The following is a 23,644-nucleotide window of genomic DNA, read 5'->3' on the forward strand; positions in this document are numbered from 1 at the left end:
TCTTTAATGAGTGAATGCCCAATAGATTTTGTAACTAATGATTTCTTAGGTTTCTCCCGTTCTACAACATTAGTCAACGAAGTTGAGAGACGTTACCGTATATATTGCAATGAATCCCCTCAAGCACAACTGGGAGCACGAGGTTCTCGAGCTATTGTCGGCCCTTCCCTAATTCTACAGAATTTAGAAAAGAAAATAGTGGATTTTCATAATGCTGAAGCTGCATTTGTTGTTCATAGCGGCTATATGGCGAACCTAGGATTTTGTTATCACGTCTCTAAAGATACTGATATGGTATTTTGGGATGAGTCTGTGCATGTATCTGTTGTGCAAAGTTTAAAGATGATCTCGGGGAAACAGCAATCATTTCAACATAATGATTTAAACGCCTTAGAATCGCTACTCATCTCTCATAGAGCAGTTTCATCGGGAAGAATCTTTATTTTCGTCTGTTCCGTATACTCTTTTTCGGGAACACTCGCTCCTCTTGAAGAACTTATAATTCTTTCAAGAAAATATAACGCTCACCTGATTGTGGACGAAGCTCATGCTATGGGGATTTTCGGAGAGGAAGGTCGCGGATTATGTTATGAATGGGGATATGAGAATTTTTATTCCGTACTTGTGACTTATAGTAAAGCTATGGGGGCGATGGGAGCAGCAATTCTTTCCTCTTCAGAAGTGAAAACAGAATTGATGTTGAATTCGCCACCTTTACGTTATACTACAGCATTAGCTCCTCATGCGTTGATTACGATAGATGCTGCTTATGATCATCTATTTTCAGAGGGCAAACATTTTAGGGAACAGATTTTTACTCTGAAGGCATATTTTCAGAAACATTTTGGATTGCATTCACAATGTTGTGGCCAGCCTATATTTTTAAGAGATTTCAATAAGGATCTTCTTATTTCAATGTTGGATGAAGTTAATTTACATGTTGGATTAATGACTTTTGTAAATAAGCCTTTTATACGAGTAAATTTCCATGCATATAATACTCACGCTGAGGTCGATATCTTAATTGCTATGTTGTGTAGCTATTTAGAAAAATGTTGTTGTGGGATCGACATCGATCATGAACTTCACTTTGTGTGATAGTTTCGCTGATAATAAAGCTTCATGAAGCTTTTTATTTACTGGCAGAACTTGTTTACTTTTTATCAAAAATTGATACCGAAATACATCTTTGATTTTAAAATGCCCACAAGGAGTGATTTGCATGAGTTGTGTATGGAAGTCTAACTGTTTTCCAAGTAATGTATGAATGCGATTAGCTTCTTTCCAAGTCAACTTGGGACATTTTCCTATGAATATACAGCGTACAAGACGAATAAATGGTGGGTAGCTACATAATTCCCTTCCAGGGATCTCTTGGTTATAAAAAGCAGGATAATCTTGTTGCATGGCACAACGAATCGTGTTGTGATCTGGAAGAAAAGATTGAATGAGTACCTCTCCAGGAAGATGGCTTCTCCCTGATCTTCCTGTTACTTGAGTAATGAGTTGGAATACCTGTTCAGAAGCTCGGAAATCAGGAATATAGAGACCTGAGTCCCCATTTAAAATTATTGCTAGAGTGACTGCAGGAAAATGCATACCCTTAGCAATCATTTGTGTGCCAATTAAAATATCAGCTTTTCCTGTGGCGAATTGTTTTAGTAAGGATTCATGGCTTCCTTTAAATTTCGTGGTGTCAGAATCAATACGTATCGTGCGAACTTCTGGAAAGATACTATGAAGTACTTTCTCTATTTTTTCAGTCCCTGATCCACGATATTGTAAAGTCATAATACCATGACATTTGGGGCAAGATGTTTGAGGATCTTTAGGAGAGGAGTTGCAAAGATGGCAGAGAAGAACATTAGCATATTTATGAAAAGTCAATACCATGTCGCAATGAGGACATTTCAAAGTATGTTTACATGAGGAGCATGAAACATTTGTATGGTAGCCACGACGATTAAAGAAAACGAGAACTTGCTCACCAATAGTAAGACGTTTTTCAATACTTTTAATTGCTGCTTGTGAAAATAATGTTTTTGTTTTTGTCTTTTCTCTCTCCATGTTCATATCGATAAGGGAGACTTTAGCAGGACAGGCGGCAGCAGCGCGTGTTGATAATTCTGAAAGGATATATTTACCTGATAATGCATTAGAATAGCTTTCCAGACTCGGGGTGGCGCTTCCTAGTATCACAGTAGCATTAGCAAGTTTTCCTCGCATAACAGCAACATCACGGGCGTGATAACAGGGATGGCTTTCACTTTGTTTATATGCAGGATCATGCTCTTCATCAACGATGATTAATCCTAATTTTTGTACAGGACAAAATAGGGCAGATCTTGGACCTATGATGATACTAATATTCCCCTTTGAGGCTTCTCTCCAGGTCTTATTTCTATCACTGTCACTGAGCTTGTGATGGAGAATACCAACTTCTTTTCCAAAATGTGCTTTAAATAAGGTAACTGTTTGTATGGTAAGAGCAATTTCAGGAACTAAAAGGATAGCGCTTTTCCCTAGTTTTCTTGCCTCACGAATAGCTTGGAAATATACCTCTGTTTTTCCACTCCCTGTTACACCAAAAAGAAGATGGGTTTGAAATTTTCCCAAGGATAAAGATAAGGAAATCTTATCCAAAGCAGATTGTTGCTGAGGATATAAAGGATGGGGATCAGGGAGAAAAAATGTTAAACTGTCTTCTTGAATTTCAAGATCTGCAGCATTGGCAATTTCAATAACACCGAGTTTTTCTAGGGAATGGATAGGGGATTGGGAAATCTTAGCTTTATCCATAAGCTCAGAGAGGCCTGGAGGAGAGCTGCAAGATAGTAATGTTTTTAAAGCTGCTGCTTGCGAAGGAGATTCCTTTTGAATGGAGAGAATCATTTCTTTTGTCTTCGCTTTGCTTTGTTTGAGTATAACCCGGTAGTGTTGTTTTGGTTGTATAATGCTTGAGGAAATTCCTGGAAGTACTAAACGTAATGTCTTCCCTAAAGGGGCAAAATAGTACTGACTCATCCAAAACATAAGTTCTAAAAGGTCTTGGGGCAGTACAATTCCAGAATCAATAACACCTAGGATCGGTAGAACTCGTTTACATTCTGTTGTTGTTTTAATTTGATGGACGATCCCATACTTTTTTGCACCCCGTAGAGAGACACTAACACCAGTACCTTTAGTAATGTGTTCAAGATTTTCAGGGAGTCCGTAGTCTAATACCTTATTGATATTGGAGTTTACTATGACTTCTGCGTATAGGCGAAAGGTAGTTGATTCAATATTACCCATAGATCTCGTTTCAATTGCGGATCATTTTCATAGTATACTGAAGAATAAATAGGAATCCAAGTACACCCATCCTTAGTGAACGATTGATGATAACGTACATCGGACATTTTATAACGTATCATCGTTAAAGGTGCTAGACATAAAGAGAAGCTCTTATTCTTGTGAAAAATATCTTTATGATTTGTTAATAAAATGAGCCGTGAAGGAAAAATTTGTTGGGTGAGAATTTTCGTTAATCTATTAAAAAATAAGACTTCTTCGTCTTTTTCTTCGTCTACAAAAATCCCGCATGGGATATCTAAAGGTGTTTTTATACACTGTGCTTGTAAAGTAGTGTAACGAAACTTGAGAATTTCTTCTTTGGACAAATCTGGAGGAGGAGGAATACATTCCCATGAAGATTTTTTTATACGCTCATGAACAATGGGTAAGGGAGGTTCCTCATTATTTTGGAGCAGATTGATCAGAGGATTTTCTAATTTTTTATCTACTATGGTAGGTTGTGCAATAGTTTTTGGTTTAATAGATGCAGAAGTTTTTATAGGAATTCTATTTATTTCTTCCTTAAAATTTAAGGGGATAAGCTTTGCTAAGGATGGATAATACGCTTCTAAATAACGATTAATGATTTCTTGTAAAATCAAAGGAATTGAGGGATTCGGATGTGTCATGCGAATATAAAAATAGCAAAGATATCTATGGTTTCACTATAGATATAGAGGGTTTATTCATCCACGCTCTTTGTTCCCCGAATGTAAAAATCCCCTTGCTTTTTACGCACAACAGGATAATACACTACGGTAAATAAGGGAAAATTCTACACTATTTTTTTAAGAGGATTTGCATGAAACGTTGGTTGCAAGGAAGTTTAATAACTCTCTGTTTATTACTCACATTGCCTTGTTGTGCAGCAAAAAGACGTTCTCATTATCAAAAGGACTCCGGAAAACCCGCTATTCAACAAGTGAGCACTTCAGGAGTTAAATGGGAAAGTTATACCGATGCTGTTGTACAATCGAAGAAAGATAAAAAACCTATAGGCCTATTTTTCACAGGTTCCGATTGGTGTATCTGGTGTATAAAAATGCAGGATCAGATTTTAAATACTCCTGAATTTCAAAATTATGCTAATGAAAATTTACATATGGTGGAATTGGATTTTCCACAGTCTAATAATCAATCTGCAGATGTAAAACAGCAAAACCAAACTTTAAAATCCAAGTACGGTGTAAACGGATTCCCAACATTAATCTTTATTGATGCTAATGGAGCCGAGAAAGCTAGAATGGGATTTGAGTATGGTGGTGGTGAGAATTACGTTAAGAAAATCAAAGCCGCTTTGCATAAAAAATAGTAAATCTCTTCTTAAAGAATTTTAGAGAGGAGATCTTCCTCTCTGAAGTTCTCTTTTTCTCTTAATTAAACATTCATCTTTTTTATTGTTTTTGAGAAAATCTCTATCTTAACAGTGAACTTTTAATACCCACTTTCTTCGGATAGCATCGAATTTCTTGCATTGTAAATTATGTTTTCGAAAATAGAGCAATCTTTGGAGAATAAGAAATAGGCAAAAGGATTTAGAAAAAATGTCAGAAGCTGAATACCTAACACAAGAAGATTTTCTCCAAAGAAGTAATAAACTGCAGGAAATATCTGACCTAGGTATCAATCCTTATCCTTATGAATTTCCAGGAACAACTAGTGTTGAGGAGATCAAAAAAGAATATTCATCACAGACTCTTGGGAATAGCGAAGATGCTGCAAATAGGAAGACTCCTAAGGTGAAAGTCTCAGGGCGCATGGTACTTTTTCGTTCTATGGGGAAGAATGCTTTTGCCCAAATCCTAGATAATGATCAAAAAATCCAAATTATGTTCAACAGAGATTTCTCTTCGGTTGATGGTCTTACTAAAGATACAGAGATTACTCCGATAAAATTCATAGAGAAGAAACTAGATCTTGGAGATATTTTAGGGATTGAAGGTTACCTATTTTTCACGCACTCCGGAGAACTCACTATTCTTGTAGAGACTGTCACTTTGCTATGCAAAGCATTAATTTCTCTTCCCGATAAACATGCAGGATTAAGTGATAAAGAAATTCGCTATAGAAAGCGTTGGTTAGACCTGATTTCTTCTGATGAAGTACGTCAAACTTTTTTAAAGAGAAGCCGTATTATTAAATTAATCCGTCAGTATATGGATGCTCAAGGATTTATAGAGGTAGAAACTCCTATATTACAAAATGTTTATGGTGGTGCTGAAGCCACACCTTTTATAACCACTTTGAATGCTTTGCATTCAGAAGTATTCTTAAGGATCTCTCCTGAGATTTCTTTGAAAAAAATCCTTGTTGGAGGAACCCCACGTATTTATGAAATCGGTAAAGTATTTAGGAATGAGGGGATTGATAGAACCCATAATCCTGAATTTACTATGATTGAGGCCTACGCAACTAACGTGGATTATCATAGCGTTATGACCTATGTGGAGAATCTTGTTGAATACTTAGTCTGTGCGTTAAATGATGGCAGTACTATTTTAACCTACTCTCATTTGAAACAAGGACCACAATCTGTTGATTTTAAAGCTCCTTGGATTCGTATGACTATGAAAGATAGTATCAAGACGTATGGAGATGTAGATGTCGATCTTCATGCAGATCATGAACTACGCAATATTTTAAAAGAGCGTACTTCATTACCAGAAGAATCTTATGCAACGGCACCAAGAGGTTTATTAATCGCGGCGCTATTTGATGAGTTGGTATGTGATAAATTAATAGCTCCTCACCATATTACAGATCATCCTGTAGAGACCACACCTTTGTGTAAATCTTTACGTTCCGGAGATGCGGATTTTGTAGAGCGTTTCGAAAGTTTTTGCTTAGGGAAAGAACTTTGCAATGCCTATTCTGAGTTGAATGATCCGTTGCGTCAAAGAATGCTTTTAGAAAAACAAATGGAGAAAAAAGCCTTAGATCCCGATAGCGAATATCATCCTATTGATGAGGAATTTTTGGAGGCCTTATGCCAAGGAGTTCCCCCTGCAGGAGGATTTGGAATAGGGATTGATCGTTTGGTGATGATCCTTACTGATTCGGCCTCCATTCGTGATGTTTTATATTTTCCAGCTATGCGTCGTTTAGAATCAGAAAATGACTAAAGTTTTTTTACTTTGGGTCCTGATTTAGCATCCTCAATAACGTAGCCAAAGGAAGTAACCTGATCTCGCAGAATATCTGCCTGCTTCCAATTTTTTTCTTTGCGAGCAATTTCTCGTTTCTCGACAAGTTGCATGACTTCATTAGGGATTTTTAGATCGGCAGAGAAAGGGATCACACCAAGTACAGTATTGACTCTCTTCATAATGTCTAAAACATAATTGGCATCAGCTTGTGTGAAGTTTGCTTTATCAATGGTTGAGTTTATTCGATGGATAAAATCAAATAAAGCTGCAAGAGCTGCCGCTATGTTTAAATCATTCGCAATAGCTTCTGAGAATGCGTGTAAAAATATTTTTCCTTGCTGATTTATATCTTCTGCAACTTTTGAGTTTTCAGGATAGGAATTTTCTAACCGGGAAATAAAATCACGTAAGCGTTTTAGTGCTTGTCGACATGCAAGTAATCCCTCTTCCGTGAAGTTTAATTGCATTCTATAATGGCTCTGTAAGAGCATATAACGAATTTCTTCTCCAGAAAACCCACGATCCAATAAATTTCTTAATGTGAAAAAATTACCTAAACTTTTCGACATTTTTTTCCCATCAACAAGAAGATGCTCCGAATGGAGCCAATAACGAGAAAAAGGTTCATGCGATAGAGATTCTGATTGAGCGATTTCATTTTCGTGATGAGGAAAGATATTATCCACACCACCTGCATGAATATCAATAGAAGCACCCAAGAGCTCCATAGCCATGATTGAACATTCAAGGTGCCACCCTGGACGTCCTTTACCAAAAGGACTTTCCCAGTAAATATGACCATCTCTCTTTTCATCATATGCTTTCCATAATACGAAATCAGAAAGATTTTCTTTGTCATATTCGTCAGAGTTTACTCTAGAGCAACATTGCAAATCTTGTAATTTCAATTGAGATAACTTGCCGTATGTTGGAAATTTTCCTATGGAAAAATATACAGAACCATCCTGACCCACATAAGCAATCCCATCATTTAAAAGCTTTTTAATAGCTTCAATCATTTGAGGAATAAAGTGGGTGGCATGGGGATAAATATCTGCGGGTAGGATGTTTAATGTGGAAATATCTTCAAAAAAAGCTTGTGTATACGGAGCAGTGTAAACGTCCAAGGAGACATTTTTCTTACAAGCTCCTGCCAAAGTTTTATCGTCTACATCTGTAATATTCATAATGTGCTTTACAGAGTATCCAAAGAATAAAAGAGCTCGTTTTAATAAATCTTCAAATACATACGTGCGAAAATTTCCGATATGCGCGTAGTCATAGACAGTAGGACCACACGTATATAATTTCACAGTATCGTTTAAAGGAGAAAAAAGCTCTTTCGTTCTCGATGCTGTATTATACAAATAAAGTTTCTGTTTATTTTTAGGTGATTGTCTCATGTATAGACTCTCAGAGGTTCTAGATGTTTACCGATGAGAGCGTCGACTTAAGCTTGTGACAGGGTGCTACACTAACGCCTCAATATGAAAGAAGAGTATATTTTCTTGTGACTTTAACATAAGATCGTTTCCCAATCCATGGTTTTTCTAAGGAACGCGGTAGAGGAATTAATAATACAAGATTATTTAAAAGAAGAATTAATCTAAGGATTTTACGCATAAATATTCCTAAGAAATACATGATTATCTAATCCAATAGACAATTGTGTTTGATTGTAGAAAAGATCAAAACTTTTAAGTGGTGTTTTTTATTTCGTTTTAATAAAAAAAAGACTATACAACAAGGATGGTTGATAGAATGCCCTGAGAGCATTCTGTGACGCCTAAATAGAACGAGTTGCGTCCTATTCACTAGGAGAAGGAGAGGAAGCCCATGATCCTGTTACAGATTATGAAGAAATATTCTTTGAAGCAACTGAAGATATTAACAACGTTTCTATTAGGTGCAAGTCCTCTAAGTTTGCATGGCGTTGTTCATGACAATTCTTCTAAGCTTGTTTGGCATGTAGATTATAACGAGGCTGTGAAAAAAAGCCGCGATTCTGAACTGCCAATGTTAATCTTTTTTTCTGGTTCCGATTGGAATGGTTCGTGCATGAAAATTCGTAAGGAGGTTCTTACTTCTTCAGAATTTTCGAAAAAGGTAAATGGCAATTTCATATGTTTAGAAGTAGATTTTCCTCGACATTCTTCACAGAGTGAAACATTACGCACTCAAAATGCTTATCTAAAAACTAAGTTCAAAATTGACGAGTTCCCTTGTCTTCTTCTACTTTCTCATGAAGGAAGAGAGATTTATAAAATCGGTTCCTTTGGTAATGAAACAGGAGAAAATTTAGGTGAGAGTCTATGTCATATCGTTGAGAGTGATTTCTTAATAAGTAACGCCTATCCAATCATTCATACGTTGTCTATGGAAGAACTTCAGAAGTATTATCGACTTTCTGAAGAGCTTGCACGAAAAGATTTCATGGCAAAAGCCTTGGAATTAGGCGTACGTAATGATGATTATTTCTTTTTATCAGAAAAATATCGTCTTCTTGTTGAAGGCGGAAGAATGGATTCTGAAGAATGTCAGAGAATAAAACGTAAGTTACTCAATAAAGATCCTAGAAATGAAAAACATACCCACTTTACTGTTGCTTTGATTGAGTTTCAAGAATTAGCGAAGAGATCTCAAGAGGGCATACGCCAAGATCCAAGTCAAGTAATTGCTCCTTTAGAATCTTATTTAGCAGAATTCGGTCAACAGGATCAGGAAAATGTTTGGAGAATTGAGATGATGATAGCTCAATTTTATTTGGATTCTGACCAATGGAAAAGCGCTTTACAGCATGCCGAGGTTGCCTTTGAAACGGCACCTAAGGAAGTGCGGTCTCACATTTCTCATTCTTTGGATTACATTCGACACCAGTCATAGGCTTGCTTTTTGCTAGCTTGCTATTGAGTGCTTCGGGAATTTGTTGAGTAAAATCTTGAAGCAGGTCTTTAAAATTAGGTTGTTGTTTATTTTTAGGTATAACAACAATTTGACAAGCTGGAAGAGAATGACGTTTCTGACGAAAAGCTTCACGCACAATTCGTTTAAAATAATTCCTTTTATTTGCTTTGCCAAACTTTTTTGATACGGTTATTCCTAACTTGCAACATCCAGAATATTTAGACGGAGCAACGTGAAAAATAACCTGACTACCTTGACAATGAGACCCCGCTCGCGAGATATAGAGAAATTGCCTTCTCTTCAATACACGAGCATATTTGGGTAAGGTTGATCGATGCACAAAACAAAATATTTTATAGGTCGACTAGATTATGTCTGCCATGACGGCGACGGCGATTTAGTAAGTTTCTTCCGTTTTTTGTAGCCATACGGGTGCGGAAGCCCACAGAATTTCGACGCTTTCTTTTGCTAGGTTGATAAGTTCGTTTCACAGTACCTTCCTATGGTTTCTAAGCTTTCCTAGTCTATTGAATGAGTGCACTAGAAAAAACTCTCCGTAAGTTTATAAAATTGGATTAATAAGATCAAGAGAACTAAAGAGATTCTTGCTTTAGATGATGGAACTTATCGTCTAGTTAAGTCTGCTGTTGTCAAAAAGTGTCAAAGGGATTAAATTAGTTCCTTTTAGCGATATTCCATAATTTAGAGTGTCTTTCTTTCCATTAGAGAGAGGCCATCAGGGTATAGTTTTCATGAAAGTGAGTTCATCTATCAAAGCAGATCCTTCAAAAGGAGATAAGCTTGTTCGTCGTAAAGGGCGCCTTTATGTTATTAATAAAAAGGACCCTAATCGTAAACAACGTCAAACGGGCCCTGCGCGTAAAAAATAATTTAATAAGTTTTAGGTAAGAACGCATGGCGAAAAAGTCAGCAGTAGCGAGAGAAAATAAGCGCCGACGATTAGTAGAGGCGAACTACAAAAAAAGAAGCGAGCTTCGCAACATTGCAAAAAGCTTAACTGCTAGCGAAGAAGAAAAGGAAAATGCACGTGTGGCATTGAATAAGATGAGAAGAGACACGGCTCCTATTCGTTTACACAATAGATGCTTGTTAACAGGTCGTCCTCGTGGTTATCTAAGAAAATTCGCTATTTCTAGAATTTGTTTTAGAGAGATGGCTTCCATGGGAGAGATTCCTGGAGTTATCAAAGCAAGTTGGTAGGATTTCTAGAACTATATATATCTACCACTAGAAACGATGCGTTAGATTTTTTAAGATTATTTAAGAATTTTTAACGCTTCGTTGAGTTCTGGGATGTTCCTTACCCTTTCCCAATTTTCCATTCCCTTTTTCCAAACCCAGATATCCTCAGGATTTGTGTTTTCCGCAGTATGTTTTTCTTTATCTCTAAGAAATAGAAGAAGATCCTCTAAAAACATGGGGCCGACATTCTGTTTCTCCTTATTTAGATAAAACCATTTTTCTGTATCTCTAGGCACCTGATCAACAGGAGGTGGGGATGACATAACAGAAGAATCTTCTAAAATAGAATGAAAAATATTATTGGATGGTTCGTTATCATCAGAAGACGGAGTAGAATTACCATTCCTAGGGGGGAGGTCCGGGAGGATAAGGAGTATGATGATTCCGAAGAACCCAAAGCACATACCCGAGAGAAACCAACCAATTGGATTACGATTTTTTTTAACAGCCAGGTAAGCGGCTAAAAACCCTAACAGAATGTAAATCAAAAAAAAAGAAATAGGAAGCATTGAGGGTAGCATATTAACCGCTTGACCATTAGACTAATCACTAGTGCTTATTATTTCTATAGAGTACATTTCTCGCTAGCGAAATAGGCACACAGGAGGAATATGGATAAGCAGAATTTAAAACTAGATGTGAAAGAAATTGAATTTCCGGAGACTGTATTCAGCCGTGATATAGAGACTCGTGTAATTCAAGTAATTATTTTACATTGTTTAGCTAAAATCAACGGGGTTTCTCTTTTGGGGGGGAATTTAATTGATACTTTATTCGGTAGAGATATCGAGAGAATGAAGGGAATCTACGTAGAACAGGATTCTAAAAATCATCTAGTAAAAGTTCGTGTCGAAGTAAACGTTGATTACGGTGTTTCTATACCAGAAAAAACCGAAGAGATTCAGGGCTGTATAGTTTCTGAAATATCTGAATATACAGGTCTGCATGTGGCTTCTGTTCATGTGATCATTAAGGGATTAACTCAGCCTAAGGATCGCTCTGAATCAGAATCAGAAGATGAATTAGAAGAATTGTGTGTTGCAGATCTACCCTCAGCAGAGGACTTTCTAGAGGAGATAAAGGAAGAAGTTGAAGAGTAATATTCTTTTCAGTCTTCAGTAAACTCTGTCTTCTCAGCTTGCTTAGCCAGCAATTGTTTAATGTCTTTTTTCGTTAGCCCAGGGATAGTTTCAAGCTCTCCCTGGGAGGTTTTCATAACTTGTTTCCAGCTTTTAAATTTTTGTAGTAAACGTTTTCTCTTTATCTCTCCAATTCCTGGAATTTTCTCTTGAGGTGATAAGAGATCTTTATTTCGTTTTTTACGATGTTTACTGATTGCAAATCTATGCGCTTCGTCACGAAGTTTTTGAAAAAATTGCAAAAGTTTTGATGTTGGAGATAAAAGGATCCCTTGAGGAAAAGTGTCGCAGAACAATTTTTCGTTTCTTAATGAGCTGCTGTGGTTGCTCGCTTCTTTAGCTATGGAAACGACTTGAATTCCTGTGAGATTGAGTTCTTTTAATGTTTTTTTTGCCTGAGAATATTGTGTACGTCCTCCATCTATCACAATCATATCGGGAAGAGAAGAAGTAAGAGAATTAAATCTACGGGATAATACTTCATGGAAAGCTGCTAGGTCATTATGCGCAGAAGTTGAGATAGAGAATGTTCTGTAATTTTTTGGAGATAACGCATCGTTTTCGTAGACAATATACACCCCAACAGCATGAGAACCTTGTAAATGAGCATTGTCATAGCATTCTATGCGGTAAGGATAGTCTGGAGATTTTAGAATTTTTTTCATCTCTTCATAGGGTAATCTTGAAGATTGTATGGTCGTTTCCGCATGTACTTTAGCATTGTTTTTAGCTAAGGTCAGTAATTCTTTACCGTAACCTATTTTCGGAGAGCGTAACTGTGGAGGTGCATCTTTGTTTAATAGATATGGAAGATCAGGGATATCTAGAGGAATAGGAGTGAGAATTTCTTTAGGTGTCTGCGGTTGATTTGCGTAGTATTGTAAAATAAAAGAGGAAAGCAAATCAGTATCTTCCTGAGCATTTTCTGAAAATGGGAAATGACGAGCTCCAAGTAATTTTCCTGAGCGTACTGTTAGAACAGTAATGACTGTTTCTCGATTTTTTCTATACAGACCAATAGCATCAAGGTCTTGAAAATGAAACTTTTCTACATACTGTTTTACCATAGCTTGTCGAATAAGCTTTAACGTACGATAATAGACTCCTGCTTGTTCGAACTTTTGTTCTTTCGAGGCCTTCTCGATGGATTTTTCTAAGTCTTGAATGATTTCTGAGACCCTGCCTTTTAAAAATAGTATAGCTTTTTCCAAAGTCCCTTCATATTCTTCATGAGAACATAAATTTACACACGGTGCTAAGCACCGTTTCATCTCATAAAGGATGCAAGGACGTTTTCTCGAAGAGAATTCTTGATTAGAACAAGTACGTAGGGGAAACCATTGACTGATAACTTCTAAAAGGGTTCGACAGGCTTCTGCACTTACATATGGGCCAAAAATTATCTGTTTTTTTGAAGATGTAACTGCCTTGGTGCGGATAGCATCTATTTTCGGCCAAGGATGTGTTAGAGATATCGCTAGACAGAAAAAAGTCTTATCATCTTTTAAAAGTACGTTATATTTCGGATGATATTTTTTTATTAAATTATTTTCTAAAAGAAGAGCTTCAGTTTCATTAGAGACTAAAATTGTTTCTATATTGGTTGTTTTCTTCATTAAGAAAGGGATTCTTTCCCTAGAATCCCTTTGTTTTTGAAAATACGTTGTTATGCGATTGCGTAAATTTTTTGCTTTGCCGATATACAATACCTCTCCGGAACTGTCTTTCATGAGATAAACACCTGGAGATGCGGGAATCAGTTTCGGAGTAAAATCCTTTACATGCATAGTTAAAATAACGTGAGCTGCTGTACTTTTTCTTGGGTTTGTTTAGAAGTCACTTCTGGGCCTTCTAATTGACGTAAGATTTGTTGTGCTCTCGATATCACACAAAGAGGAAAGCCAGCAAGTTTTGCAACATGTATTCCAAAACTTTTCTGGGAATGCCCTTTAAGAATTTCATATAAAAATACAGGTTGTCCACCATTTTCTCTCACGCCTGCATGGAAATTTTCTACATGTGGGCAATGATTTTCTAAATCGGTTAATTCTTTATAATGCGTTGCAAATAGGGTTTTAGCTTTTTTGCCTTCATTGAATAAGAGATATTCTACAACAGATTGTGCAATTGCCAAACCGTCATAAGTACTCGTTCCCCGACCGACCTCATCAAGAATGACCAAAGAACGATCGGTAGCATTGTGTAGGATATTGGCAGTTTCTGCCATTTCTACCATAAATGTTGACATTCCTTTGGATAAATTATCTCCAGCTCCTATACGCGTGAAGATCTTATCAATCATTCCAATATGCGCTGATCTTGCAGGGATGAATGAGCCCATTTGTGCCATGATGACAAGCAGAGCAATTTGTCGGATATATGTGGATTTTCCAGCCATATTTGGTCCGGTGATTAAAATCATCCGGGTTCGTGTGCTATGCATTTTTATATCATTGGGGATAAAAGTCCCCCTATCTAATAGAGTTTGTGCAACAGGATGAATCCCTCCTGATATAGATAGAGAATCACTAGTATCTACAACAGGACGACAATAGCCATATTCTGCCGCAAGATCGGAAAGAGAAAGAATATAATCTGTATCTGCTATTACCTGGGATAAACCAAGAATAGCGTCGCGTTGTTCTAGAATTCGGGAACACAAATCTTTGAATAATTGAGTTTCTAACGTTTGCAGTTTATCAGAGACATTGAGCATGTCATCTTGAAATTCTTGTAATTTTTCTGTTGTAAACCGCTCAGCATGGAGACGTGATTGTCGCCGAATAAATTCTTTAGGTAATAGAGGAGCAAAGTCACTGCTTACCTCTATGTAATAGCCTAAAACTTGAGAATAGCAAACTTTTAGTTTTTTAACTCCTGTTTGCTTGCGAATGGTTTCTTGATATTGCCACAGCCATTCTTTGGAATTCTCGCGAGTATAGCGTAGGCGTTTAAGATCAGGATGATGGTCATCGGAGAAAATGTTTCCTTCAGAGAGTCTTAAGGGCAGTTCTCCTAAAAGTGCTTCGGAAAGCAATGCTAAAAGGGAAGCTATACCGATAGCAGGTATAAATTTTCTCTGGAAGAATCTTGGTAAAGATAAAGGAGCAAGTATTTCACAAATACGCATACTCGCATTTAATGAATCGCGAAGCATGCCTACATCTTTAGGACCCGCTAATTCGGTAGTGATCTTCGTAATCAAACGTTCTAAATCGCGTACTTGAGAGAGGAAAGATCTTAGATTTTTTCTTAATTCCGAACGATGCAAGAGAAACTCTACAGCATCTTGACGTAGTAAAATTTCATTTTGATCATAAAAAGGATTTATTAGGGTATTGCGTAATAATCTGCCCCCCATCGGAGTGCAGGTACGCTCCATAACATGCAAAAGAGAGCTCTTTCCTTGAGGATCATGAATTGGAGTCAAGAGCTCAAGATTTACCTGAGACGCAGTATCTATGAGAAGGTGTTTTTGATGTCCGTGTGTTTTAGGTACGGAAATATGCTCAACAGGTAAAAGTAGTTTGTCTTGAAGATAGGAAAGTAAAGCCCCGGCAGCATTAATAGCAGGAACCAATCCCTTGAGCCCGAAACCATCTAGGGATGATACATTGAAATGAGAGGATAATTTTTGTGTGGCAAATTGATGTTCGAAAGCCCAATCAGAATAGGTAGATAAGGTAAGCTTTAAATGTTGCTGGATTTGCTCTACAATATCAGAATGTTTTTTATAAAATTTATCACAGCTTAAAATTTCTGTAGGAGCTAGACGACAGATTTCATCAATGAGATCCTTCATGTTGTCGTATTCTTGTAATGAAAACGATCCTGTGGAAAAATCCAGACACGAAAATCCAAATAGGGCGCCGACACGATTAATAGAGACAATGTAATTATTTGCTTTTTCCGGGAGTATGGAAGAGGAAAGTAATGTTCCTGGGGTCACAAATCTTTGTAGTTCTCTAGATAAGGGTTCGGATTTTCCCTTATTGTCGTGAGCTTCATCAATCTGTTCAGCAACAGCGACTTTAAATCCTTTACTTACCAAACGATCTATATACCCATTTATTGTAGATACAGGAATTCCACTCATAGGGATTCCTTGCCTTTGTGTAAGGGTGAGATCTAAATTTTGAGAGAGCAAAATCGCATCGTCATAGAAAGCCTCATAAAAATCCCCCATGCGAAAGAGAAGGAGAGACTCCCCAGCTTGCTCCTTACATTGATGCCATTGCTTCATCATAGGTGTAGGTTTTTTTGATGTCATAGTTCTTCTTTTGAGAAAAAATATTATCTAGAGATTAACCTAGTCGAGTGGAAAACAACGCTTAGAAATGTTGGATTCCATAAATTCAATAACTGTTGGTTAGATTAGCAAACTCATGTAAAAGACCATAGAGATTTTGCCGAATTTTCCTATGCGTTAGCTAGGTAGATTACTATATTTATTCTTCGGGATCAAGATGGGTTTCTTCTAGAGTTTGATTGATTGCTAATTCATAAAATGAGCCGTCTTTCATTTAAAGCAGTGAATATGGCATAACCAAGGAACAGCCAAGCTTATAACTTATGTATACAGAAGAAAGTTTAGATAATCTTAGACACAGCATTGATATTATCGAAGTGCTTTCGGAACACCTCCATTTAAAAAGAAGCGGAGCCACCTATAAAGCGTGTTGCCCTTTTCACATAGAGAAAACGCCTTCTTTTATTATTAATCCAACAGGAGCCTACTACCATTGTTTTGGTTGCGGAGCTCACGGGGATGCCATTAGTTTTTTAATGAATCATCTTGGATATACATTTAGTGAAGCTGTTCTCACTTTATCAAAGAAATTTCATGTAGATCTTGTTGTCAAAATTAAGGATACGCCATCCCCATTCCCTACAGGAGCTAAAGATGAATTGCGTCAAATTAATAGTGAAGCAGAAAAACTTTTTCGTTTTTGCTTATATCAACTTGCTGAGGGTAGAGATGCCTTGCAGTATCTATATCGTCGAGGATTTTCTCCGGATACTATAGATCGTTTTCACCTGGGCTATGCTCCAGAGCAAACCTCATTTATCCAAGCAATGCGGGAAAGAGATATTTCTGAACAACAACTCGAAACTGCAGGCTTTATAGGCAATAAATGGTTTTTATTTTCTCGAAGAATCATTTTCCCTGTCCATGATTCTCTAGGACATACTATAGGGTTTTCATCGAGAAAATTTTTGGAAAATACACGAGGGAGTAAATATGTAAATACTCCTGAAACTATTATTTTTAAAAAGTCTCGAGCTCTTTTCGGATTGCATTTATCTCGACGAAGAATAGCAAAAGAAAAACGTGTCATTTTAGTTGAAGGGCAAGCTGATTGCTTGCAGATGATAGATTCGGGATTTAACTGTACTCTTGCGGCTCAAGGAACTTCTTTTACCGAAGATCACATAAGAGAATTAAGCAAGTTAGGTGTTCTTAAAGCCTACTTACTTTTTGATGGAGATGATGCTGGAATAAAAGCCGCTATTCGTGTTGGAGACATGTGTCAGACGGTAGGTATCGCTGTTATGGTCTGTCGTCTTCCTAAAGGTGAGGATCCTGATTCCTTTCTACTGCATAAAGGAGCCCGACTGCTTGGAGAGTTGTTGGATCAAAGTGAGGATTATCTTACTTTCCTTGTTAGTGAAAAAATTCGTCTTTATCCCAATTTTTCCCCAAGAGAAAAAGCCTTGGTAATCGAAGAGAGCATTACGAAAATTAAAAAATGGGGGAATCCTATTGTCGTATATGAACATCTTAAGCAATTAGCTTCTTTGATGATGATTCCGGAAAGTATGGTATTTTCCTTAGCAAAATTAGAATCAGGAATTACACCCGTTAAAACTCCCATAGCTAATAAAGAGAAACTACCAAAAATCCATTCCGATATAATTATTGAAACCGATGTTTTGCGATGCATGCTATTTTGTAAAACCCATAACATTAGCATTCCTCACACGGCAAAAAATTATTTCACAGCCATGGATTTCAAACATTCTGAATGTAGGAAGTTATTTTCCCATCTGATTGAATATTACGAAAAACATCATAGTAACCTTCCTTTTGATGAAGCTTTATCATTGTTAGAAGATAAAGTAATTATAGAGCTTCTAATAAAACGACGCATGAATACCGATTGTCTTGAGACTGTATTTGTACAATCTTTACAAAAGCTAGCAGATCGTCAATGGAGGGAACAACGGCATCCTCTATCAGGGCAGTCAAAAAATTCTCAGGAACAAAAACTTTCTATCCTTGAAGATTATGTCCGTTTACGGAAAGACAGGATTATAGTGACCCTCCTAGATCCTCAGGAGTGTTAGTTATACGGGTTCATCTAAGATATTTATATCAACGACAAGAATTATTAACTCTTTGTAAAGATTGAAAAATTAATAAGTTTAATATAAAATATTACCTTGTTAATTTATTAATTTGTTGGTTTTTATGAGAGCTTTCAAGTTTCTTTTGCCCATACTTGCCTGGGCCCTGTGCTTTGGAGGCATGATAACAGAATCAAATCACACACGAGGCATTATTGTCTCAGAAGCTATGGGGTTAGCGGCTGCGCGTTGTGGTTCCTTAGCTGGCCGCGCTGGCGAGCTTGCTAAAGCTGCCGGCTTTGGTTATGGAGCTTCTGTTTTGCTTCAAGAATGGCAAAATCAACAGGCTTTAGAACTAGAGACGTTGATAGCAAGAAATAGTACAATTTAGAGTCTCTTCTCGTATTTTGTAATATTATTTTTACAAGTAGTGATTTTATATCCCCGTTATTTTATCTTTGCTTGCGCAATATCGGAGAGGCTGGTCATTGATTAGAAATCCTCGTGCGGTATGTTTTGTGAATTTTGATAAGCGGGGAATAGGTTTATGCGTTTTTGTTGCTTTGTTCTTTTTGTATTAGCATCTCTACCTACTTGGGGTAAAGAGTCGCCTTTAAGAGGTCAGGAAGATACTATTTCTGATAAATTCTCTCCCCCACAGTACGTGGAGCTTTCTAATGGCCAAAGAGTATACTATTCATATCCTGAAGCTTTAGGAAACGCTAGAGACAGCGGTAAATGCTGTATATTCGTTTACTTTAATCCGACTTCCAAAAAAGTCTGGACAGATATCACTGAAAAGAATCTTTGTTTCCCCACTGATTTATCTAATGTATGTAATATTGTGGTTATGCAACCGGGCTTGATTAGCCCTCAGGATTTTTATCCCAAAATGGATCCCATGGTCTTATATATGGCTGATTTTCAGGATCATTTTTGGGAATTAGACCTTCAAGAGCCTTGTATAATCCTTGTTACTATAGATACTAAAGGTCACGATAGAGTGCAGAGAGTTCTTAATGTCCCCACTCCAATTTCCGTAGATTCAAAATCGTAAATTTCTATGTTCTAGAATTATCAGGGCATGGCGTTCTATGCTCCTGATAATTAATAACATGTGATTGGTCTCTATTTACTTTAATTAGATAATCTAAATTATTACTATTTTAAAATTAGAATGCACTATCCTTAAAACTAAGGCTTTGATATCCTTCCCTCCAATGTTTCCAAAAAACTAGCAATGGAGGTGCCTTATGCACATCTTGTTATCTATACTCTCACTGTTGTTAGCCCTGCCAGCCATTGGAGGAGAAACTTCCACATCATTGAAAGAAGAGGAAAGCGACCAGCAAGTCGAAGACCTTTCAATGAAGCACCCTTCTATATTTTATTCTTACAATGATTGCCTAATGTCGATAAGACAAGAAGGTAAAAATACTATGATTGTCCTATATAGCGATGAAAAAACAATAGCGTTTCAACCGTTATACACCATGGCTATAAATATGGAAGAATCTGTTCTCAGTAAATACGCAAAGTTTGCTGTACTGAGCCCTACTGGTATTAATTTATTAATCTATCCACCGGTTCCTGATCCAATGCTTGCTGAGATTGCAGAATTTAAAAAGCAATTTTCAGAAGTTGAACATCTCAAAGGAACCTACCTAGTGACTATTTCTGTCACTGATAATGATGAAAAAATTATGGATATTGCACCCATCGAAGTGCCTTTGGAAAATTCTATAAAACCTATTATCTCTGTGCGTTAGTAATAAAATAACTCTTTTTCTACCGGTATCCCGACATTTCAGTTCTAAAATCGGGATATCTTTTTTCTATGTTTCGTGATATCGTAGCGGGCATTTTAATTAGGAAAAGTAGTTTTATGCGTATCTTATTAGCTTTATTATCATGTTTGTTACTACCATGTCAGCTTATTCAAGCTACTGAAGAAACAAGTTGTCCTGTAATTTTAGAAAGTTCTGCTTCTCATGTTTTCCAAAACTATGACGAAGCTTTAACACACGCCCAACAAGAAGATATTCCTTTAATTATCGTTTTGATGAGCGATACTCACAAACAAGTGTTGGATGAACTTATTCAGAATGGGTTGGATCTTGGTGATTTCTTTGGCTTCTCATTAGAAGGTATGGCAACTATAGTCGTTTTGCAACCTGAGGATAGTGATGTAGAAGATTCTTCAAAACTTGAAGATTTCAAGAGCAAATTCCCTAGTTCGGAATTTCCTGAGAATTCTGGAATCCTCATGGTGACTATCGTAGTTGATGGAGATCAGGAAACACTTCTAGATATCACTCAACTTAATCTTTAAGATTATGTATCGAAATGACGAAAGTGAGAAAAGTGGCCGTAGATAAAAATCTATAGAGCCACTTTTTTATGTCTAGAGATAGTTTTATATTTTTAGTGCCTCCCAATGATAAGAAGAAAATTTTTCCATAGCGATTAGCAATAGATGAATACGTAAGTTTTTCAACGCTTCATCTCCACTAGTAACATGTACTTCATTTAAGAATGTATTGATGCTATCAGTAAGTTCTCCAAGACTTAGGAAGTAGTCTTTTTTACTATCCTTTATTTTTATAGACGCGTCAAAGTGATCGAGGGCTGCTTTAAGTCGAGATTCTTGCATCTCAAGTTGAGCCGGTGTATGCGTGCTTATAGAGAATTTCAAAGAGGCTAAGATTTTTTTCAAACGGTTATGGGTTGTTGTGATTTTTTCAAGAACAGTTCTTTGACTATTTTTTATACTCTGAATTGCTTTTGCTGATTTTATGATCTCTACAGGATTCTTCTCAGAAGTATCAGAAAATACAGTAGCAATTTCATCTTTGCTAAATCCTAAAGAAGCCATGAAGGTTTTTAATCTTCCCCAGATGAATGCCAAGATATCATGGATAATCGCAGGTTTATCCCAGGTGGATCCTTGAATAGTGGATGGGAAGTTATCTGCTAAATGATGTAAGAGACTCTCGAGATTTAAAGATGCTTCTGAAGCATATAATAATGTAAGAATCTCTAAAGATTGACGACGCAAAGCATAAGGATCGTGAGATGAAGTAGGCCGTAGGTCTAAGATAAAACAAGAAAGTAAATTATCAAAACGATCTATTATGCTTAATAACGTTCCTGTAGTGGAGATTGTTTGACCATCAGTAATATGACGTAAATGTTCTCCCACTGCTATTGCAGCTGCATAGGACAGCCCGGCATGCTTTAGATAATATTCTCCCATGATTCCTTGTAATTCTGCAAATTCATTAACAACAGCGGAGACTAGGTCTGCTTTACAAAACTCTATCGCTGTTGTTATATCTTCTTGAGAAGATAAAGGCATAAGTGGGTAAACAATTTCTTTATGCGCTTTTAGTCTTTCTACTTTATTGTAAAGAGAACCGAGAGCTTCAAAGTAGGTAACAGCTTTTAGCTTGTCCACAAAGGTAGCTAATGACGTTTTCAGATCCTGAGCAAAAAGAAAATCTCCATCGGTAAGGCGAGGAGTTAGGGCTTTTTCATTTCCCTCAATGATAATGTCGTTAGGACAATTATCGCATACTAAAATAAACTGATTAGTAATCTCTCCCGAAGCATTTTGTGTAGGAAAATATTTTTGATGATTTACCATTTCAGCGATTAACAATTCCTTAGGTAGTGCACAGAACTTTTGATCAAACTGCGCGCACGTAACAAAAGGATGTTCGGTAAGGAAAACTGTTTCTTCAAGTAAACGAGGATTCGCAATCGGAGAAATATTGTCAGAACTATGTGATTTTAATCCCTGTTCGATAATTTCTCGCCGTTCTTTATGCGAAACTATTACACAAGCATCACGTAAAGTATCAATATAACGTTCACAAGAAGGAATAGGAACTTTCCTGGGATCTAGTTGTCGATGACCACAAGAGGTATCTGAAGCTGCTACTTTCCCAAAAGAGAAAGGAAGAATAGATGTTCCATATAGGGATACTATCCAGCGGATAGGTCGTGCGTATTCTACACCACTATCATCATAGACCATCTTCTTAGGGAATTTCATAGAATGAATGAGTTTTGGTAATTCATTAGCTAAGATTGTTGCAGTATCTTTATGCTCTTCAGGATGTAGAAGGAATAGATAATTTACAGAATTAATTTCGCGAATTTCGAATAGAGAGTATTGAGAGAGATCATCGTAATGACGGATAGGCATATTATGAGAAGCAAAAAATTGTTCTCCCTGTAGAGTAACCTCTCCGGAATCACTAAATAATGAAGAGATTGCAGGCCCTTTTTTCTCAACAGCCTTTTGCACAGCTGTGGGTTCTAATTTATAAACTAGTAGAGCAAGTCTTCTTGGAGATCCTAAGACCTCCAGATTTTCATAACCAATATTATAATCAGACAAAAGCTTCTTTGCTAAAGATTCTAACTGTTGAATCCCAATGGGAACAAAGGTTGCTGGCAATTCTTCAGAACCAATTTCTAATAAAAGATTTTCTGCTTTTGCAATTTTAGGGCAGGGAAGAGTTTGTGGGGCTATATCTTTATGAGCCGCCCACTTGTGCAACAATGGGTAATTTAAAGCAGCTCGCCAATCTACATAACCATCCGCAACAGCACGGGCTAATTGACGAATTCTAGTAATGTAACGTGTACGTTCTGTAACAGAAATTACACCTCGAGCATCAAGAATATTAAAAGCATGGGATGCTTTGATGACAAAGTCATAAGCAGGAGCTGGTAGACCTTGATCTAAAGTGGCGAGTGCTTCTTGAGCAAAATCTTCAAAGTGTTTTAGCCACATTTGTGTATTAGCGACATCGAAATTATATTCACTCCATGCTTTTTCAGAAGCTTGAGTAATATCCCCATAGGTGAGCTCATCATTCCATAATACATCAAAAATAGAATTTTTCTTTTGTAAATACATAGCGATTCTCTCGATACCATACGTAATCTCACCGCTAATTGTATCGAGAGGCTTACTTCCTATAGCTTGGAAATAGGTTAACTGGGTAATCTCCATGCCATTTAGCCATACTTCCCAACCTAAACCCCACGCACCAATCGTAGGATTTTCCCAATCATCATGAACAAAACGAATATCATGTTCGCGAAGATCCAAACCAATAATTTGCAAAGACTCTTTATACAAAGAGAGAAAGTCTGTGGGGACAGGTTTAAGAATGACTTGAAGTTGATGGTAGTTCTGTAGGCGGTTAGGATGCATGCCATAGCGACCGTCTTGAGGGCGTCTTGAGGGCTCCACGTATGCAGTTTTATAGGGCTCAGGTCCTAAAGCGCGTAGAAAAGTTGCTGGATTAAATGTCCCCGCACCTACTTCTAAATCATAACCTTGATGAATCACACACCCCTGCTCGCTCCAGAACTGCAAAATTTTAGCAATCATAGCTTGTAAAGTAAGAGGTTGTGACATGATAAAACTCCGATAAAAAATAAGGTCTGAAACAATCTGTTTATTCAAATATCAGACGACATCTGAAATAT

The 23,644-nt window shown here is 37.0% G+C and carries 21 protein-coding genes; 12 read left to right on the forward strand and 9 right to left on the reverse strand.

The window, feature by feature from the left end; translation table 11 throughout:
- Positions 1-6: 6 nt before the first annotated feature.
- Positions 7-1,098 carry an aminotransferase class I/II-fold pyridoxal phosphate-dependent enzyme gene (locus O1W70_RS03820; RefSeq protein ID WP_332381061.1) on the forward strand — a complete coding sequence of 364 codons (1,092 nt, stop codon included), beginning with the start codon at positions 7-9 and terminating at the stop codon, positions 1,096-1,098.
- On the opposite strand, the gene priA is transcribed toward O1W70_RS03820, so the two are convergent.
- Entirely contained in the window at positions 1,045-3,294 is a 2,250-nt protein-coding gene (priA, locus tag O1W70_RS03825) for a primosomal protein N' (protein WP_332381063.1), read from the reverse strand. The genes O1W70_RS03820 and priA overlap by 54 nt on opposite strands.
- A complete protein-coding gene (locus O1W70_RS03830) occupies positions 3,246-3,965 on the reverse strand; it encodes a hypothetical protein (RefSeq protein ID WP_332381065.1) in 720 nt (239 codons plus the stop codon). The genes priA and O1W70_RS03830 overlap by 49 nt, the downstream gene beginning before the upstream one ends.
- Before the next feature lie 173 nt (positions 3,966-4,138).
- On the opposite strand from O1W70_RS03830, the gene dsbH reads away from it, so the two are divergent.
- Positions 4,139-4,648: a disulfide reductase DsbH gene (gene dsbH, locus O1W70_RS03835; RefSeq protein ID WP_332381067.1), complete on the forward strand. Its 510-nt coding sequence runs from the start codon at positions 4,139-4,141 to the stop codon at positions 4,646-4,648.
- Between the two features lie 232 nt (positions 4,649-4,880).
- Complete coding sequence (gene lysS, locus O1W70_RS03840; protein WP_332381069.1) at positions 4,881-6,458, forward strand: lysine--tRNA ligase; 1,578 nt, start codon at positions 4,881-4,883, stop codon at positions 6,456-6,458.
- On the opposite strand, the gene cysS is transcribed toward lysS, so the two are convergent.
- Positions 6,455-7,885, reverse strand: coding sequence for a cysteine--tRNA ligase (gene cysS / locus O1W70_RS03845; protein WP_332381071.1), 1,431 nt, complete (start codon positions 7,883-7,885; stop codon positions 6,455-6,457). The genes lysS and cysS overlap by 4 nt on opposite strands.
- A 433-nt stretch (positions 7,886-8,318) precedes the next feature.
- Between cysS and O1W70_RS03850 the strand changes: the two genes are divergently transcribed.
- Positions 8,319-9,365 (forward strand): thioredoxin family protein, encoded by a 1,047-nt coding sequence (locus O1W70_RS03850; RefSeq protein ID WP_332381073.1) that lies wholly within the window; start codon positions 8,319-8,321, stop codon positions 9,363-9,365.
- On the opposite strand, the gene rnpA is transcribed toward O1W70_RS03850, so the two are convergent.
- Both rnpA and rpmH read right to left on the reverse strand, forming a co-directional pair.
- A complete protein-coding gene (rnpA, locus tag O1W70_RS03855; RefSeq protein WP_332381074.1) occupies positions 9,307-9,726 on the reverse strand; it encodes a ribonuclease P protein component in 420 nt (139 codons plus the stop codon). The two genes, O1W70_RS03850 and rnpA, sit on opposite strands and share 59 nt — an antisense overlap.
- Positions 9,727-9,739: 13 nt before the next feature.
- Entirely contained in the window at positions 9,740-9,877 is a 138-nt protein-coding gene (gene rpmH, locus O1W70_RS03860; RefSeq protein WP_020359129.1) for a 50S ribosomal protein L34, read from the reverse strand.
- Positions 9,878-10,138: 261 nt separating this feature from the next.
- Between rpmH and rpmJ the strand changes: the two genes are divergently transcribed.
- Both rpmJ and rpsN read left to right on the forward strand, forming a co-directional pair.
- Positions 10,139-10,276 carry a 50S ribosomal protein L36 gene (gene rpmJ / locus O1W70_RS03865; RefSeq protein ID WP_117274580.1) on the forward strand — a complete coding sequence of 46 codons (138 nt, stop codon included), beginning with the start codon at positions 10,139-10,141 and terminating at the stop codon, positions 10,274-10,276.
- Between the two features lie 25 nt (positions 10,277-10,301).
- Positions 10,302-10,607, forward strand: a complete 306-nt coding sequence (gene rpsN / locus O1W70_RS03870; RefSeq protein ID WP_332381078.1) for a 30S ribosomal protein S14 — start codon at positions 10,302-10,304, stop codon at positions 10,605-10,607.
- A 56-nt stretch (positions 10,608-10,663) separates the two neighbouring features.
- On the opposite strand, the gene O1W70_RS03875 is transcribed toward rpsN, so the two are convergent.
- On the reverse strand, positions 10,664-11,170 hold the full coding sequence (locus O1W70_RS03875) for a DUF4339 domain-containing protein (RefSeq protein WP_332381079.1): 507 nt from the start codon (positions 11,168-11,170) through the stop codon (positions 10,664-10,666).
- 90 nt (positions 11,171-11,260) lie between these two features.
- On the opposite strand from O1W70_RS03875, the gene O1W70_RS03880 reads away from it, so the two are divergent.
- Entirely contained in the window at positions 11,261-11,749 is a 489-nt protein-coding gene (locus tag O1W70_RS03880) for an Asp23/Gls24 family envelope stress response protein (RefSeq protein ID WP_117274577.1), read from the forward strand.
- An 8-nt stretch (positions 11,750-11,757) separates the two neighbouring features.
- Here the strand turns inward: O1W70_RS03880 and uvrC are convergent, their stop codons facing one another.
- Both uvrC and mutS read right to left on the reverse strand, forming a co-directional pair.
- On the reverse strand, positions 11,758-13,575 hold the full coding sequence (gene uvrC, locus O1W70_RS03885; RefSeq protein WP_332381081.1) for an excinuclease ABC subunit UvrC: 1,818 nt from the start codon (positions 13,573-13,575) through the stop codon (positions 11,758-11,760).
- Positions 13,576-13,577: 2 nt separating this feature from the next.
- Entirely contained in the window at positions 13,578-16,058 is a 2,481-nt protein-coding gene (mutS, locus tag O1W70_RS03890) for a DNA mismatch repair protein MutS (protein WP_332381083.1), read from the reverse strand.
- 302 nt (positions 16,059-16,360) lie between these two features.
- On the opposite strand from mutS, the gene dnaG reads away from it, so the two are divergent.
- From dnaG to O1W70_RS03915, 5 genes are all read left to right on the forward strand, one after another.
- Positions 16,361-18,136: a DNA primase gene (gene dnaG / locus O1W70_RS03895; protein WP_332381085.1), complete on the forward strand. Its 1,776-nt coding sequence runs from the start codon at positions 16,361-16,363 to the stop codon at positions 18,134-18,136.
- Positions 18,137-18,260: 124 nt separating this feature from the next.
- Positions 18,261-18,527 carry a hypothetical protein gene (locus O1W70_RS03900; protein WP_332381086.1) on the forward strand — a complete coding sequence of 89 codons (267 nt, stop codon included), beginning with the start codon at positions 18,261-18,263 and terminating at the stop codon, positions 18,525-18,527.
- 156 nt (positions 18,528-18,683) lie between these two features.
- Positions 18,684-19,193 (forward strand): hypothetical protein, encoded by a 510-nt coding sequence (locus O1W70_RS03905; RefSeq protein WP_332381088.1) that lies wholly within the window; start codon positions 18,684-18,686, stop codon positions 19,191-19,193.
- 196 nt (positions 19,194-19,389) lie between these two features.
- Positions 19,390-19,905 carry a hypothetical protein gene (locus O1W70_RS03910; protein ID WP_332381090.1) on the forward strand — a complete coding sequence of 172 codons (516 nt, stop codon included), beginning with the start codon at positions 19,390-19,392 and terminating at the stop codon, positions 19,903-19,905.
- A gap of 116 nt (positions 19,906-20,021) precedes the next feature.
- Positions 20,022-20,468, forward strand: coding sequence for a hypothetical protein (locus tag O1W70_RS03915; RefSeq protein ID WP_332381189.1), 447 nt, complete (start codon positions 20,022-20,024; stop codon positions 20,466-20,468).
- A gap of 84 nt (positions 20,469-20,552) precedes the next feature.
- Here O1W70_RS03915 and O1W70_RS03920 read toward each other — a convergent pair whose 3' ends face one another.
- Complete coding sequence (locus O1W70_RS03920) at positions 20,553-23,573, reverse strand: glycine--tRNA ligase (protein ID WP_332381092.1); 3,021 nt, start codon at positions 23,571-23,573, stop codon at positions 20,553-20,555.
- Positions 23,574-23,644 lie beyond the last annotated feature (71 nt).

The organism is Chlamydia sp. 16-02, assembly GCF_042235055.1.
Lineage (GTDB): Bacteria > Chlamydiota > Chlamydiia > Chlamydiales > Chlamydiaceae > Chlamydia.

What these genes read in the sequence shown, in the direction of transcription:
- O1W70_RS03820 (WP_332381061.1), top strand. Translation starts at nt 7, where the DNA reads ATGAGTGAATGCCCAATAGATTTTGTAACTAATGATTTCTTAGGTTTC.
- priA (WP_332381063.1), bottom strand. Translation starts at nt 3,294, where the DNA reads ATGGGTAATATTGAATCAACTACCTTTCGCCTATACGCAGAAGTCATA.
- O1W70_RS03830 (WP_332381065.1), bottom strand. Translation starts at nt 3,965, where the DNA reads ATGACACATCCGAATCCCTCAATTCCTTTGATTTTACAAGAAATCATT.
- dsbH (WP_332381067.1), top strand. Translation starts at nt 4,139, where the DNA reads ATGAAACGTTGGTTGCAAGGAAGTTTAATAACTCTCTGTTTATTACTC.
- lysS (WP_332381069.1), top strand. Translation starts at nt 4,881, where the DNA reads ATGTCAGAAGCTGAATACCTAACACAAGAAGATTTTCTCCAAAGAAGT.
- cysS (WP_332381071.1), bottom strand. Translation starts at nt 7,885, where the DNA reads ATGAGACAATCACCTAAAAATAAACAGAAACTTTATTTGTATAATACA.
- O1W70_RS03850 (WP_332381073.1), top strand. Translation starts at nt 8,319, where the DNA reads ATGATCCTGTTACAGATTATGAAGAAATATTCTTTGAAGCAACTGAAG.
- rpmJ (WP_117274580.1), top strand. Translation starts at nt 10,139, where the DNA reads ATGAAAGTGAGTTCATCTATCAAAGCAGATCCTTCAAAAGGAGATAAG.
- rpsN (WP_332381078.1), top strand. Translation starts at nt 10,302, where the DNA reads ATGGCGAAAAAGTCAGCAGTAGCGAGAGAAAATAAGCGCCGACGATTA.
- O1W70_RS03875 (WP_332381079.1), bottom strand. Translation starts at nt 11,170, where the DNA reads ATGCTACCCTCAATGCTTCCTATTTCTTTTTTTTTGATTTACATTCTG.
- O1W70_RS03880 (WP_117274577.1), top strand. Translation starts at nt 11,261, where the DNA reads ATGGATAAGCAGAATTTAAAACTAGATGTGAAAGAAATTGAATTTCCG.
- uvrC (WP_332381081.1), bottom strand. Translation starts at nt 13,575, where the DNA reads ATGCATGTAAAGGATTTTACTCCGAAACTGATTCCCGCATCTCCAGGT.
- mutS (WP_332381083.1), bottom strand. Translation starts at nt 16,058, where the DNA reads ATGACATCAAAAAAACCTACACCTATGATGAAGCAATGGCATCAATGT.
- dnaG (WP_332381085.1), top strand. Translation starts at nt 16,361, where the DNA reads ATGTATACAGAAGAAAGTTTAGATAATCTTAGACACAGCATTGATATT.
- O1W70_RS03900 (WP_332381086.1), top strand. Translation starts at nt 18,261, where the DNA reads ATGAGAGCTTTCAAGTTTCTTTTGCCCATACTTGCCTGGGCCCTGTGC.
- O1W70_RS03905 (WP_332381088.1), top strand. Translation starts at nt 18,684, where the DNA reads ATGCGTTTTTGTTGCTTTGTTCTTTTTGTATTAGCATCTCTACCTACT.
- O1W70_RS03910 (WP_332381090.1), top strand. Translation starts at nt 19,390, where the DNA reads ATGCACATCTTGTTATCTATACTCTCACTGTTGTTAGCCCTGCCAGCC.
- O1W70_RS03915 (WP_332381189.1), top strand. Translation starts at nt 20,022, where the DNA reads ATGCGTATCTTATTAGCTTTATTATCATGTTTGTTACTACCATGTCAG.
- O1W70_RS03920 (WP_332381092.1), bottom strand. Translation starts at nt 23,573, where the DNA reads ATGTCACAACCTCTTACTTTACAAGCTATGATTGCTAAAATTTTGCAG.